The organism is Streptomyces sp. NPDC015125 (genome assembly GCF_043080045.1).
Taxonomy (GTDB): domain Bacteria; phylum Actinomycetota; class Actinomycetes; order Streptomycetales; family Streptomycetaceae; genus Streptomyces.
Genome location: NZ_JBIBVF010000003.1, coordinates 519,163 through 532,408, shown reverse-complemented (window position 1 = coordinate 532,408; position 13,246 = coordinate 519,163). Strand labels below are relative to the sequence as shown.

Annotated in this window: 11 protein-coding genes; 2 read left to right on the top strand and 9 right to left on the bottom strand. The window is 72.7% G+C overall.

The features are described from left to right. Nucleotides 1-6 precede the first annotated feature (6 nt). The 5 genes from ACF088_RS12095 to hrcA all read right to left on the bottom strand — a co-directional run bounded on the left by ACF088_RS12095 (nt 7) and on the right by hrcA (nt 4,633). Entirely contained in the window at nt 7-366 is a 360-nt protein-coding gene (locus ACF088_RS12095; RefSeq protein WP_328386890.1) for a histidine triad nucleotide-binding protein, read from the bottom strand. Nucleotides 367-554: 188 nt separating this feature from the next. Further along, the gene (locus ACF088_RS12090) at nt 555-1,298 is read right to left on the bottom strand and encodes a 16S rRNA (uracil(1498)-N(3))-methyltransferase (protein WP_392375554.1); all 744 of its coding nucleotides are present in this window, start codon (nt 1,296-1,298) and stop codon (nt 555-557) included. Next, complete coding sequence (locus ACF088_RS12085) at nt 1,295-2,383, bottom strand: nitronate monooxygenase (protein ID WP_392375553.1); 1,089 nt, start codon at nt 2,381-2,383, stop codon at nt 1,295-1,297. Before ACF088_RS12085 ends, ACF088_RS12090 begins: the two co-directional genes overlap by 4 nt. A gap of 96 nt (nt 2,384-2,479) precedes the next feature. Further along, complete coding sequence (gene dnaJ / locus ACF088_RS12080; protein ID WP_328386887.1) at nt 2,480-3,616, bottom strand: molecular chaperone DnaJ; 1,137 nt, start codon at nt 3,614-3,616, stop codon at nt 2,480-2,482. Next, the gene (gene hrcA / locus ACF088_RS12075; RefSeq protein WP_392375552.1) at nt 3,617-4,633 is read right to left on the bottom strand and encodes a heat-inducible transcriptional repressor HrcA; all 1,017 of its coding nucleotides are present in this window, start codon (nt 4,631-4,633) and stop codon (nt 3,617-3,619) included. It lies immediately after the preceding gene. Nucleotides 4,634-4,827: 194 nt separating this feature from the next. Here hrcA and ACF088_RS12070 point away from each other — a divergent pair, with 194 nt between their 5' ends. After that, nucleotides 4,828-5,562, top strand: coding sequence for an MBL fold metallo-hydrolase (locus ACF088_RS12070; RefSeq protein ID WP_392375551.1), 735 nt, complete (start codon nt 4,828-4,830; stop codon nt 5,560-5,562). A gap of 69 nt (nt 5,563-5,631) precedes the next feature. Beyond that, nucleotides 5,632-6,465 (top strand): DUF3097 domain-containing protein, encoded by an 834-nt coding sequence (locus ACF088_RS12065; protein WP_392375550.1) that lies wholly within the window; start codon nt 5,632-5,634, stop codon nt 6,463-6,465. Here the strand turns inward: ACF088_RS12065 and ACF088_RS12060 are convergent. The 4 genes from ACF088_RS12060 to ACF088_RS12045 all read right to left on the bottom strand — a co-directional run bounded on the left by ACF088_RS12060 (nt 6,443) and on the right by ACF088_RS12045 (nt 12,976). Next, a complete protein-coding gene (locus ACF088_RS12060) occupies nt 6,443-7,012 on the bottom strand; it encodes a Uma2 family endonuclease (protein ID WP_392375594.1) in 570 nt (189 codons plus the stop codon). The genes ACF088_RS12065 and ACF088_RS12060 overlap by 23 nt on opposite strands. Nucleotides 7,013-7,119: 107 nt before the next feature. Then, complete coding sequence (gene hemW, locus ACF088_RS12055) at nt 7,120-8,352, bottom strand: radical SAM family heme chaperone HemW (RefSeq protein WP_392375549.1); 1,233 nt, start codon at nt 8,350-8,352, stop codon at nt 7,120-7,122. 62 nt (nt 8,353-8,414) lie between these two features. After that, nucleotides 8,415-10,661, bottom strand: coding sequence for a SpoIIE family protein phosphatase (locus ACF088_RS12050; protein WP_392375548.1), 2,247 nt, complete (start codon nt 10,659-10,661; stop codon nt 8,415-8,417). Between the two features lie 386 nt (nt 10,662-11,047). Then, on the bottom strand, nt 11,048-12,976 hold the full coding sequence (locus tag ACF088_RS12045; protein ID WP_392375547.1) for an AMP-dependent synthetase/ligase: 1,929 nt from the start codon (nt 12,974-12,976) through the stop codon (nt 11,048-11,050). Nucleotides 12,977-13,246 lie beyond the last annotated feature (270 nt).

The following is a 13,246-nucleotide window of genomic DNA, read 5'->3' as shown; positions in this document are numbered from 1 at the left end:
GGCGGCTTACCCGGGGGGCCACTGGAGGCCGCGGCCGCCGAGCACGTGCAGGTGGGCGTGGAAGACGGTCTGGCCCGCTCCGGCGCCGGTGTTGAAGACGACCCGGTAGCCCCGGTCCTCGACCTTGTCCTCGGCGGCGACCTCGCGGGACTCGCGCAGTATGTCGGCGATGATCTGCGGTTCGGCGGCGGCCAGGCTCGCCGCGTCCGGGTAGTGCACCTTGGGGATCACCAGGACGTGCGTGGGCGCCTGGGGGTTGATGTCGCGGAACGCGACGGTGGTGTCGGTCTCCCGGACGATCGTCGCCGGAACCTCCTTCGCCACGATCTTGCAGAACAGGCAGTCGGCCTGCGGTTCTCCCGCCACCGGTGGCTCCTCCCGGGTCATCCGTCGTACGCACGGTGCGCACGGCCTCGGATGCTACCGGGCGGGCCGTACCCGGGCGTCCACCCCACCCCACGCCGCGCGGTCCCCGCTGCCCGGGCCGCCGCACACCGCGCGGCAGCGCCCGCGGTCGCACCGGAGGACCGGCGTCCCGATCCGGAAGACGACTTCTAGCTCCAGCGCCCCGTGCGCCCCAGCAGCAGCGCCGTGGCCGCGGTGCCCGCCGTGGAGGTGCGCAGCACGGTCGTCCCCAGGCGGTAGGGCCCCGCGCCCGCCTCGGCGAAGAGGGCGAGCTCCTCCGGGGAGACCCCGCCTTCCGGCCCGACGACGAGCACGATCCGGCCCTCGGCGGGGAGTTCGGCGGTGGCGAGCGGGGAGCTGCCCTCCTCGTGGAGGACGGCCGCGAAGTCGGCGTCGGCAAGCAGGGTGGCCACCTGCTTGGTCGTCAGCGGGTCCGCGACCTCGGGGAAGGTCAGCCGGCGCGACTGCTTGCCCGCCTCACGGGCCGTGGCACGCCATTTGCCCAGCGATTTGGCGGCCCGCTCCCCCTTCCACTGGGTGACGCAACGCGCCGCCGCCCAGGGCACGATGGCGTCCACACCGGTCTCGGTCATCGTCTCGACGGCCAGCTCGCCGCGGTCGCCCTTGGGGAGCGCCTGGACGACGGTGATGGTGGGGTCCGGCGACGCCTCGGTGCGCAGCTCCGCGACCGCGACGGTGAGCCGGTCCTTGCCCTCGACGGCGGCAACCGTGCCGTGCGCGCCGGCGCCGCGGCCGTCCGTCAGGACGAGCTCCTCACCGACCCGCAGCCGGCGCACCGACACCGCGTGCCGACCCTCGGGGCCGTCCAGGGTCAGCGTGCCGCCGGCCCGTACGTCCGCGAGCGAATCGACGAGGAACACCGGAGCGGTCATGAGGCGCTACCGGCGCCCGGGAGGTTCAACGCGGCGCGCGCCGCGTCCAGTTCGACCGCCAGTACTTCCACGAGCCGCCCGGCGGGCAGCTCCCGCGCCAGCCGGTGTCCCTGCCCCGCCCACAGGTTCATGCCCTGCGCGTCGCCCGCCTTGGCCGCGGCCTTGCGCACGGTGGAGGTGAGGTAGTGGACGGCGGGGTAGGCGGCCGGGGCGTACGGGCCGTGCTCGCGCATGAAGCGGTTCACCAGTCCGCGGGCGGGCCGCCCGGAGAACGCCCGGGTCAACTCCGTATGCGTGAACAGCGGGTTGGTCAGGGCCTGCTTGTGCAGCGGGTTGGCGCCCGATTCGGGGGTGGCGAGGAAGGCGGTGCCCAGCTGCGCCATGCTCGCCCCGGCGGCCAGCACCGACGCGATCTGCGCCCCGCGCATCAGCCCGCCCGCGGCGATCACCGGGATCTGCACGGCCTCCCGGACCTGGCCGAGCAGCGCCAGCAGGCCCAGCCCCGAGCCGGTCCCGTCCGCATGCGGATCGTCCCGGTGGGTGCCCTGGTGGCCGCCGGCCTCCACGCCCTGCACACACACCGCATCGGCGCCCGACCACTGCGCGGCCTGCGCCTCGGCGGCGGTGGTGACCGTGACGACCGTGTACGTACCGACCGCGGCGAAGGCGTCGAGGACGGCGCGCGAGGGGCAGCCGAAGGTGAAGGACACCACCGGTACCGGATCGTCCCGCAGGATCGCGAGCTTGGCCTCGTAGCCGTCGTCGATGGGCCCGTCGATGTCGCCGAGCTCGGTCTCGTACCAGGTGGCCTCGCCCGCGAGTTGCTCGCGGTAGACCTCGACGACGGAGCCGTCGGCCAGCGAGGGCTGCGGCATGAAGAGGTTGACGCCGAAGGGCCGGCCGGTCAGCGACCGCAGCTGTTTGATCTCCTGATACATGCCGTCGGCGGTCTTGTAGCCGGCGGCGAGGAAGCCGAGACCGCCGGCGTCGCAGACGGCGGCGGCCAGCTCGGGTCCGGAGCCGCCTCCCGCCATCGGGGCCTGCACGATCGGGTGGCGGCAGAGATCGGTCAGCGCGGTGGGCATGAGCACATCGTGTCACGCCCACCGCACCGTTCCGAACCGGGGCCGAGGCCGCCGCGCCGCCCGGGGAACGGCGCCGGCCCCCGGGTTCACCTGGGGCTATCGCCCGTTGAACGCATCCTTCAGACGCGAGAAGAGGCCCTGCTGCCCCGGCTGGAACTGCCCCGTGGGCCGCTCCTCTCCGCGGAGCTTGGCCAGCCGCCGCAGCAGGTCTTCCTGGTCGGCATCGAGCTTGGACGGCGTCATCACCTCGACGTGGACGATGAGGTCGCCCCGGCCGCCGCCGCGCAGATGGGTCACGCCGCGCTGGTGCAGCGGGATCGACTGCCCGGACTGGGTACCGGGCCGGACATCGATCTCCTCCACCCCGTCCAGCGTCTCCAGCGGGCACTTCGTGCCCAGCGCAGCCGCCGTCATCGGGATGGTGACCGTGCAGTGCAGATCGTCGCCGCGCCGCTGGAAGACCGAATGCGCCACCTCGTGGATCTCCACATAGAGATCACCGGCGGGGCCGCCACCGGGGCCGACCTCGCCCTCGCCCGCGAGCTGGATGCGGGTGCCGTTGTCGACACCGGCCGGGATCTTGACGGTGAGCGTGCGGCGCGAGCGGATCCGGCCGTCGCCGGCGCACTCGTGGCACGGCGTCGGCACGACCGTGCCGAAGCCCTGGCACTGCGGGCACGGCCTGGACGTCATGACCTGGCCGAGGAAGGACCGGGTGACCTGGGAGACCTCACCGCGGCCGCGGCACATGTCGCAGGTCTGCGCCGAGGTACCGGGAGCCGCGCCCTCACCGCTGCAGGTCGTACACACGACGGCGGTGTCGACCTGGATGTCCTTGGTGGTGCCGAAGGCGGCTTCGTTCAGCTCGATGTCGAGCCGGATCATGGCGTCCTGGCCACGGCGGGTGCGCGAGCGCGGCCCGCGCTGCGACGCGGTGCCGAAGAAGGCGTCCATGATGTCGGAGAAGTTGCCGAAGCCCGCGCCGAAGCCGCCCGCGCCCTGGCCGCCGCCGGCCTGCGAGAGGGGGTCCCCGCCGAGGTCGTAGACCTGCTTCTTCTGCGGGTCCGACAGCACCTCGTAAGCGGCGTTGATCTCCTTGAACCGCTCCTGGGTCTTCGGATCCGGGTTCACGTCCGGGTGCAGCTCGCGCGCCAGCCGGCGGAAGGCCTTCTTGATCTGGTCCTGCGAGGCGTCGCGTCCGATGCCGAGGACCGAGTAGTAATCCGTGGCCACTTACGACTCCGCGAGGATTTGTCCGACGTAACGTGCCACTGCGCGTACCGCTCCCATCGTTCCGGGGTAGTCCATGCGGGTCGGTCCGACCACGCCGAGTTTGGCGACTGCCTCGTCGCCCGAACCGTAGCCGACCGTGACGACCGATGTGGACGCCAGGCCTTCATGGGCATTCTCATGCCCGATACGTACGGTCATGCCCGAGTCGTTGGCCTCCCCGAGCAGCTTGAGCATCACCACATGCTCCTCAAGGGCCTCCAGCACCGGCCGGATCGTCAGGGGGAAATCGTGCCCGAAGCGCGTGAGATTGGCGGTACCGCCGATCATCAGCCGCTCTTCGGTCTCTTCCACCAAAGTTTCCAGCAACACCGACAGCACTGTCGAGACCGTGCCGCGGTCGTCCTGCTCGAAGGACTCCGGGAGATCCTGCACCAACTGCGGCACATCCGCGAACCGGCGGCCGACGACCCGGCTGTTGAGCCGCGCCCGCAGATCCGCCAGGGAGGTTTCGCCGAAGGGTGCCTGGCAGTCGATGATCCGCTGCTCGACCCGGCCGGTGTCCGTGATCAGTACGAGCATCAGCCGGGCCGGGGCCAGGGCCAGCAGCTCGACATGCCGGACCGTGGACCGGGTCAGGGACGGATACTGCACGACGGCGACCTGCCGGGTCAGCTGAGCCAGCAGCCGGACCGTGCGGCCCACCACGTCGTCGAGGTCGACGGCGCCGTCCAGGAAATTCTGGATCGCCCGCCGCTCCGGGCTGGACAGCGGCTTGACGCCGGCCAGCTTGTCGACGAACAGGCGGTAGCCCTTGTCGGTCGGGATCCGCCCGGCGCTGGTGTGCGGCTGGGCGATGAACCCCTCGTCCTCCAGGGCCGCCATGTCGTTGCGGATGGTGGCCGGGGAGACCCCGAGCCGATGGCGTTCGGTGAGCGCCTTGGAGCCGACCGGCTCCTCCGTCCCGACATAGTCCTGGACGATGGCGCGCAGCACCTCCAGCCTGCGTTCACTGAGCATCCCGCGCACCTCCAGTCCGGCCGTCCGCCGCTTCGTTTCTCCTGGCACTCACACGGGCCGAGTGCCAGACCTTGAGCCAGTGTACGGCCGGGTAGCACGGGCACGGCAAGGGCGGCCGCGCGGAGTACTCGCCCGATGACCGTGTTCGGTCGATCTGTCGGGCAACGCTATCGCGATGGCGCTAGCGTCTCGGTATGCACACTGCTTGGGAAGAGGCCGGTTGGGAACGACTCGGTGACGGTGTCGCCAGGCGCCGGATGCCGGGCTGGGACGAGACGATCGGGGTGATCGCGGGGAGCACCGGGGTCATGATCGTCGACACCGGCGCGACCCTGCGCGACGGCGCGGATCTGCGCCGGACGATCCGCGGTGTGCTGGGCCGGGAAGTGACGCATATCGCGCTCACCCACCCCCACTTCGATCATGTACTGGGCACGGCCGCCTTCGCGGGCGTCGAGGTGTTCGGCGCGGCCGGCCTGGGCGAGCTGCTGCGCCGCGGCAAGGACGAGCTGCGGCACGACGCGGTGCGGCACGGCGTCGCGCGGGACGCCGCCGCGGAGGCCGCCGATCTGCTCGTCGCCCCGCACCACCACGTGCACGGCCAGCTGACCGTCGAGCTGGGCGACCGGCAGGTGCTGCTCGCCAACGTCGGCCCCGGGCACACCGCCCACGATCTGGCCGTCCTGGTACCGGGCCGGCGGGGGGAGGCGGAGATCGTCTTCTGCGGCGATCTGGTCGAGGAGTCCGGCGAGCCCCAGGCGGGCCCCGACGCACTGCCCCAGCGGTGGCCCGGCGCGCTGGACCGGCTGCTGGCCCTCGGCGGCGAGGACGCGCGGTACGTTCCCGGCCATGGCGCCGTGGTGGACGCCCGCTTCGTCCGTGCCCAACGCGACGCCCTGGCGGCCCGCTTCGGCGTCGCCCCGTCCTGACCACCGCCGTTTTGGCGTCGCCCCCGTCCTGACCACCGCCCCCACCCCGCAGAGAACAGGCCCCACTCGATGCAGAACCGGCGCTACAGCCCCGACCTCACCCCGCCCTGGAAGAAGCAGCGGCCCGCCCCCGAGGTGCCGGCCGATCGCGATCTGGTGGTCGAGGAGGTCACCTCGGGCTTCTGCGGCGCCGTGATCCGCTGCGAGAAGACGGCGCAGGGCCCGACGGTCACCCTGGAGGACCGCTTCGGCAAGCACCGGGTCTTCCCCATGGAGCCGCGCGGCTTCCTCCTGGAGGGGCGGGTGGTCACCCTCGTACGCCCCCAGGACAGGCCGGCGGCCACCGCTCCGGCGCGTACGGCATCGGGATCACTCGCCGTGCCCGGCGCCCGCGCACGGGTCGCCCGCGCCGGGCGCATCTATGTGGAGGGCCGGCACGACGCCGAGCTGGTGGAGCGGGTGTGGGGCGACGACCTGCGCATCGAGGGCGTGGTCGTGGAGTACCTGGAGGGCGTCGACGACCTGCCCGCGATCGTCCACGGCTTCGCCCCCGGACCGGACGCCCGTCTCGGTGTCCTCGTCGACCATCTCGTCCCCGGCTCGAAGGAGTCGCGTATCGCGGCCGGGGTGACCGGGGACCATGCGCTGGTGGTGGGCCACCCCTACATCGACATCTGGGAGGCGGTGAAGCCGTCCTCGGTCGGGATCGCGGCGTGGCCGTCCGTCCCGCACGGACAGGACTGGAAGACGGGGGTGTGCCGGGCGCTGGGCTGGCCGGAGAACACGGGAGCCGCCTGGCAGCGGATCCTGTCCTGTGTGCGCTCCTACAAGGACCTGGAGCCGGCGCTGCTGGGGCGGGTGGAGGAGCTGATCGACTTCGTTACGGCCGGCGGTGGCGGGTGACCGCGGGAAGAGTGCCGAACCGGGAGGTGTCCAGCGTGATGTCGAGGGCGTCGACGCGGAGAGGAACACCGAACGGGACGGTGCGCTGCACCTCGTAGTCGGCGTCCTCTCCCGCACCGCCCGGTTCCGTCAGCAGTACGCAGCGGGCGTCATAAGGGTCGATGATCAGATACCCGGGGACGCTCCCGGCAGCGTAGATGGAACGCTTCAGGCCGTAGTCGCGGTCGGCGCTGCGCAGGGAAACCACCTCGAGCAACAGGGTCGCGTCCGCCGCGGGTACGAGCCATCCGGAACCCTCGCCTCTTCCGCGCTCCAGCACCACGAGGTCGGGCTGTGGCTTGCTGAGCTCCCCCGGAAGCGAGAGGTGCAGCGTCGCGAATCTGTGCCAGCGGTCGTGCGGAATCTGGCCCGTCACCTCGCTGACGATCCTGTTGTGGACGATATCCGTTCCGCCGGTCAGCAGGATCTCCCGGCGCAGGAGCTCCGCCCTCAGCCCCTCTGGCGGCTCGAACTCCGCGAAGTACTCCTCGATGTGCTGATCGTGCACTGTGGCCAACCGCCCAACTGTCCTTGCCTGCCGAGGTACTGCCTGCAGCCTAGGGACGGCGTGGCCCGGTGGGCCGGGTCTCGGGGTGAGATCCCTCAGCCGAGTGATCAGTCCACCAGATCCCGCACCACCGCGTCCGCCAGCAGCCGCCCGCGGAGGGTCAGGACGGCCCGGCCCGCCTCGTACGGACCGGGCTCCAGCAGCCCGTCGGCCAGCGCACGGGCCGCCGCCCGCGCTCCCGCCGGGGCGAGGATGTCCAGGGGGCAGCCGTCCGCCAGCCGCAGCTCCAGCAGAATGCGTTCGACCCGGCGGTCCTCGTCCGAGAGGAGTTCGCGGCCGGCGCCCGGGGAGCGGCCTTCGGAGAGGGCCTGCGCGTAGGCGCCGGGGTGTTTGACGTTCCACCAGCGGACGCCGCCGACGTGGCTGTGGGCGCCGGGGCCCGCGCCCCACCAGTCGGCGCCGGTCCAGTACAGCTCGTTGTGGCGGCAGCGGGCGGCGTCGGTGGTGGCCCAGTTGGAGACCTCGTACCAGGTGAAACCGGCCGCGGCCAGGCGTTCGTCGGCGATGAGGTAGCGGTCGGCGTGCACGTCGTCGTCGGTCATCGGGACCTCGCCGCGACGGATCCGGCGGGCCAGCTGGGTGCCTTCCTCGACGATCAGGGCGTAGGCGGAGACGTGGTCGGGGCCGGCCCCGATCGCGGCGTCGAGGGAGGCCCGCCAGTCGTCGTCGGTCTCGCCGGGGGTGCCGTAGATCAGGTCGAGGTTGACATGGCCGAAGCCGGCCGCGCGGGCCTCGGCGACACAGGCCTCGGGGCGGCCGGGGGTGTGCGTACGGTCGAGGATCTTCAGGACGTGCTGCTTGGTGCTCTGCATACCGAAGGAGACCCGGTTGAAGCCGCCCGCGAGCAGCCCGTCGAGGTAGCGGGGGTCGACGGACTCCGGATTGGCCTCGGTGGTGATCTCCGCGCCCGGTGCAAGACCGAATTCCTCGCGGATCGCGGCCAGCATCCGGCCGAGGTCCGCGGCGGGCAGCAGGGTCGGGGTGCCGCCGCCGACGAAGACCGTCTCGACCGGGCGCGGGTCGTCGCCCAGCACCTTGCGGGCCAGCCGGATCTCGTCCACGACGGTGTCGGCGTAGTTGTCGCGGGAGGCCAGGGCGCCGCCGGAGCCGCGCAGCTCGCTCGCGGTGTAGGTGTTGAAGTCGCAGTAGCCGCAGCGGGTCGCGCAGTACGGCACGTGCAGGTAGAAGCCCAGGGGCCGGCCGGCGGCAGCCGCCGGCGTATGACCGGGCAGCGCCCCGTCCTCGGGCATCGGCTCACCATCGGGCAGTGCGGAAGGCATGGGAACCATTGTCCGTCATGGCGGGGCGGTGCCGGTCCGGGCGCCGGTGTGCGCTACGGCACCTACGGCACCCCGGGCCCGGCCGCCGCCTGGAGGACCAGCAGGGCCAGGTCGTCGTCGGGCGGGACCGGGCCGAAGGCGTGGACGGTGTGGCGGATGTGGTCGGCGAGGGCGGTGGCGTCCAGGCCTGCGCCCGCGGCGAGGGTGGTGGCCAGACCGTCCTCGTCGTCGAAGAGCCGCAGTCCCGAGCGCCGCTCGGTCACCCCGTCGGTGACGCACAGAAGCGTTTCCCCAGGGCAGAGGTCGAACGATTCGCTGACGTACGCGGCGTCCTCCACCACTCCCAGCAGCATCTGCGGCGCCGCGACCACCCGGACCGTGCCGTCCGCGCCCAGCACCAGCGGCAGGGGGTGGCCGGCGCTGGCGAGGGTGCAGCGGGCGCCCCCGGAGCCGCCGGGGTACGGGACGATCTCGCCGTAGAGCAGGGACAGGAAGCGGGCCTGTTCGCCCTCCTCACGGATCTCGACCGGCGCCTCCGCCCCGGCGCCGGCCGCCGCGACCGCCGCCGCGACCGCCGCGACCGAGTCCGCGGCCTCCCGCGCCATGGTCTTGTTGAGCCGGTCGAGCACCGCGGCCACCCCGAAGCCGTCCCGGGCCAGCAGCCGCAGCACCGGGCGGGCCAGCCCCGTCACCGCGGCCGCCTCGGGGCCGCTGCCGCAGACGTCACCGAGGGCGAAGCACCAGCGGCCGTCCCCGGCGTCGAAGAGGTCCCAGAAGTCGCCGCCCGCCCAGGCGCCCTCGCGCGGCTCGTAGACCACCGCCGACTCCACGCCGGGCACCTGCGCCCGCCCCCGCGGCAGCAGCCGGCGCTGCAGCACCTGGCTGATGCGCTCCTGGCGGCTGTAGGCACGGGCGGTGGCGACGGCGCGGGCGACCCGGCGGCCCAGGTCCTCGATCAGCCCGACCACCTCGTCGGGGAAGCGCAGCAGTCCGCCCCGGCCGAGCAGCAGGGTGCCGAGCCGGCGGCCGCCCGCGACCAGGGGGCAGGCGAGCGCCGCGCCGCCCGGCCCGAAACCGCCCGGTTCGTACGGCCAGGGCCAGGGGACCGCGCCGTGCGCACCGCTGGGCGAGCTACCGGCCGGCAGCTCCGGCGGCTGTTTCTCCAGCGCCGTACGCAGCGCGTCGATCCGGCTCTCGGAGGTGTGCCAGACGCGGGCGAGCCGCTGTTCCTCGCCGTCGGCCGCGATGCCCCGGCCGGGCGCGCCGCTGTCGCCGTCATAGAGCCACACCGCGCACCATTCGGCGAGCCGCGGCACGATCAACTGGGCGGCGAGCGAGGCGACCTGATCGGCGTCGAGCTGGCCGGAGAGCAGGTCGGAGGCTTCGGCGAGGAAGGAGAGGGCGCCGTTGTCGACCCGGTCGGCCTCGTGGTCCGGCCGGCCGGACCGGCGCGGCGCCGGGGCCAGGAGCTCGGCGGCGCGCAGTCCGCGCTGCAGCAACTGGCCGTCGAAGGCGAGCTCCGGCTCGGGTCCGGCGTCGTCCCGGGCACCCACGGGCAGCCGGAACCAGACGGTCTTCATGGCCCGGCGGTAGGTGATGCCCCAGGATTCGGCGACGGCGCTGATCAGCTGGAGGCCGTGGCCGCCGTTCTCGGAGGCGGCGCTGTCCTCGTGGGCGCGGACCGGCTGGGCGGGGTGGTGGTCGGAGACCTCGATGACGAGGCCGGAGCCGGGTGCGCCGTCGAGGCCGGAGCCGGGTGCGCCGTCGGGACCCGCACCAGGGGCGTACGCGGACGGCGGCGGGTGCGGCTGCCCGCTCCGGCCCCCGTGGGGTTCGCCGTTCCGGCCCCCTGAGGATTCCGCGCCAGGCTCCCGCTCCCGCTCCCGCTCCCGTTCCGGCTCCGGCTCCAGCCGGCAGCGCAGCTCGACGGTGGTGCCCGCGTGCACGACCGCGTTCGTCACCAACTCGCTGACCAGCAGGACCGCTTCGTCCACAAGCCGACCGGACAGGCTCTCCGCGCCGGCCAGCCCCTGGTCGGCCCAGTCGGCGAACGCGGCCCGGACGAACCGGCGGGCGGCGGCAGCGGCCTGCGGATCACCGGGCAGGCTGGCCCACCGGGAACGGGCCGCGGGCTCCTCGGCAGGCCCGGCCGCGGGTCCGGCCGCGGGTCCGGCCGCCGGTCCCGTCGCCGGTCCCGTCGCAGCCCCGGCCCCAGGCCCGGCCGCGGTTCCACCACGGGACCCGCCCGCCCTCGCCATGCGCGTCGCCGTGACGCCGTCGTCCCGTGGAGACGAAGTTGTCGTCCGCATTGAGCAACTCCCGAGCAGCTCCGCTACAGCGCCGGATGCGCCAACGACAGAGTGACAGAACGAGCGCATCCATAAGCACGGAGTCACAGAAGTGGGTGGTCGCAGCGGCCAATTCGGCTGACGCGCCGCGGGAGTTGGCCGACGCGCGCCAAGCGGCGCCCGGGGGCCTGTACGGACAACTCCGACGGCGGCCACGGTTCCCGCCGGCCGCCGTCTTCACCCGTACGGGCGCGGCGATACGGGGCGCGGCGTCATGGGGCGCGGCTATGGGGCGCGGCTATGGGGCGCCCGACCCGTACGGGCGCGGCGGTACGCGACGCGCCGCCCCGTACGGGCGCGACGGTACGGGACGCGCCGACCCGCCCCGTACCGCCGTGTCCTTGCGGCTACGCCTCGCGCGTCCCCGCGTACATCTCGTCGAGCAGGTCCTTGAACGCCCGCTCCACCACCGGCCGCTTGACCTTGAGGCTGGGGGTCACCTCGCCGTGCTCGATGTCCAGGTCGCGCGGCAGCAGCCGGAACTTGCGGATCTGCTGCCAGCGCTGCAGCCCCTCGTTGACCCGCTCGACATAGCCGTCGATCAGCTCGCGGGCCTGTGCGGTCGCGACGACCTCGGCGTACGTCTTGCCCTCCAGGCCGTGACCCTTGGCCCAGGTCATGATCGTCGGCTCGTCGAGGGCGATCAGGGCGGTACAGAAGTTCCGGTTGGCGCCGTGCACCAGCACATTGGAGACGAACGGGCAGACCGCCTTGAACTGGCCCTCGACCTCGGCGGGCGCGATGTACTTGCCGCCCGAGGTCTTGATCAGATCCTTCTTGCGGTCGGTGATCCGCAGATAGCCGTCCGGGGAGAGCTCACCGATGTCACCGGTGTGGAACCAGCCGTCCTCTTCCAGCACCTCGGCGGTCTTGTCCGGCAGCCCGTGGTAGCCCTTCATGATGCCGGGGCCGCGCAGCAGGATCTCGCCGTCCTCGGCGATCCGCACCTCGGTGCCGGGCAGCGGCTTGCCGACCGTTCCGGTGCGGTAGGCCTCGCCGGGGTTGACGAAGCTGGCGGCGCTGGACTCCGTCAGGCCGTAGCCCTCCAGGATGTGGATACCGGCGCCGGAGAAGAAGTAGCCGATCTCCGGTGAGAGCGCGGCCGAGCCGGAGACCGCGGCGCGCAGCCGCCCGCCGAACGCCTCCCGCAGCTTGGCGTAGACAAGGGCATCGGCGATCTTGTGCTTGGCGCCGAGCGCGAACGGCACCGAGGCGTTGCCGGTGCGGCGGAAGTTGTCCTGGGAGACCTTGGCGTACTCGCGGGCCACCTCGGCCGCCCACTGGAAGATCTTGTACTTGGCGCCGCCACCTTGCCGGGCCTTGGCCGCGACACCGTTGTAGACCTTCTCGAAGATCCGCGGCACGGCCGCCATGTACGTGGGCCGGACGATCGGCAGATTCTCGATGATCTTGTCGACCCGGCCGTCGACGGCGATCACATGGCCGGCCGCGATCTGGCCCGCGGTGAGCACCTTGCCGAAGACGTGCGCCAGCGGCAGCCAGAGGTACTGCACGTCCTCCTCGGTGACCATGCCGGTCGCCGGGATCGCCCGTGCCATGTATGCCCAGCAGTCGTGCGGGAGCTGTACGCCCTTGGGGCGGCCGGTGGTCCCGGAGGTGTAGATCAGCGTGGCCAGCTGGTCGGCGCGCAGTGCGGCGACCCGCTCCTTGACGCAGTCCGGGTGGTCCTCCAGATAGGCGGTGCCGCGCTTCTCCAGCTCGGCGAGGGTGAGCACCCAGCCCTCCGGATCGCCCTCGGCGGGCTCCGCGCCCGCCTCGTCGATGACGACGACATGCGCCAGCTCGGGCAGCTCCGCGCGCCGCTCACGCGCCTTGGCGAGCTGTCCGGCGTCCTCCGCGATCAGCACCCGGCTACCGGAGTCGGCCAGGATGTAGGCGGTCTCCTCGGCGTTGGTGCTGGGGTAGACGGTGGTGGTGGCGGCGCCGGAGCAGAGCACGCCGAGGTCGGCGAGGATCCACTCGACGCGAGTGCCCGCGGCCAGCGCCACCCGCTCCTCGGGGAGTATGCCGAGCGCCATGAGTCCGGCGGCCACGGCGTAGACCCGTTCCGCGGCCTGCGCCCAGCTGATCGACTTCCAGTCGTCCGGCCCTTGCCCGCCGGGGCTGCCGCCCTGCGCGGCCGGGACCGAGGACTTGGGGGCGACCGGGACGGGATAGCGATAGGCCTCGATATCGGGCGTGGCCGCCACCCGTTCCAGGAAGAGATGCGCCACCGAAGGCGGCCGGTTTTCGATCAGCGTGTGGGTGTCCGTCACGGCGTCCTCCGGGGCCCGCTTCGATGCTGGTGACTCGCGAGTAACCTTTGAGCAGTGATCAGACTAGAGCGCGAGGCGTCGACGCGTAAGAGGCTACGGCCGACTGGTTAAGGATGTGACCAGTGCGATAGGTGTACGTAGCACGCGCAACGCCCGATAGCGAGCCGCGCCGATCGCCGGCACGAGGTCGCACCGAGGCGCTCCGGCCCGTCCCGGAGGCGCTCCGGCCCATCCCCGGACCGCTGCGGACCGTTCCGAACCGCTCCGGAT

Coding starts and splice junctions, on each gene's coding strand:
- ACF088_RS12090 (WP_392375554.1), bottom strand. CDS start 1,298: ATGACCGCTCCGGTGTTCCTCGTCGATTCGCTCGCGGACGTACGGGCC.
- ACF088_RS12085 (WP_392375553.1), bottom strand. CDS start 2,383: ATGCCCACCGCGCTGACCGATCTCTGCCGCCACCCGATCGTGCAGGCC.
- hrcA (WP_392375552.1), bottom strand. CDS start 4,633: ATGCTCAGTGAACGCAGGCTGGAGGTGCTGCGCGCCATCGTCCAGGAC.
- ACF088_RS12070 (WP_392375551.1), top strand. CDS start 4,828: ATGCACACTGCTTGGGAAGAGGCCGGTTGGGAACGACTCGGTGACGGT.
- ACF088_RS12065 (WP_392375550.1), top strand. CDS start 5,632: ATGCAGAACCGGCGCTACAGCCCCGACCTCACCCCGCCCTGGAAGAAG.
- hemW (WP_392375549.1), bottom strand. CDS start 8,352: ATGCCTTCCGCACTGCCCGATGGTGAGCCGATGCCCGAGGACGGGGCG.
- ACF088_RS12050 (WP_392375548.1), bottom strand. CDS start 10,661: ATGCGGACGACAACTTCGTCTCCACGGGACGACGGCGTCACGGCGACG.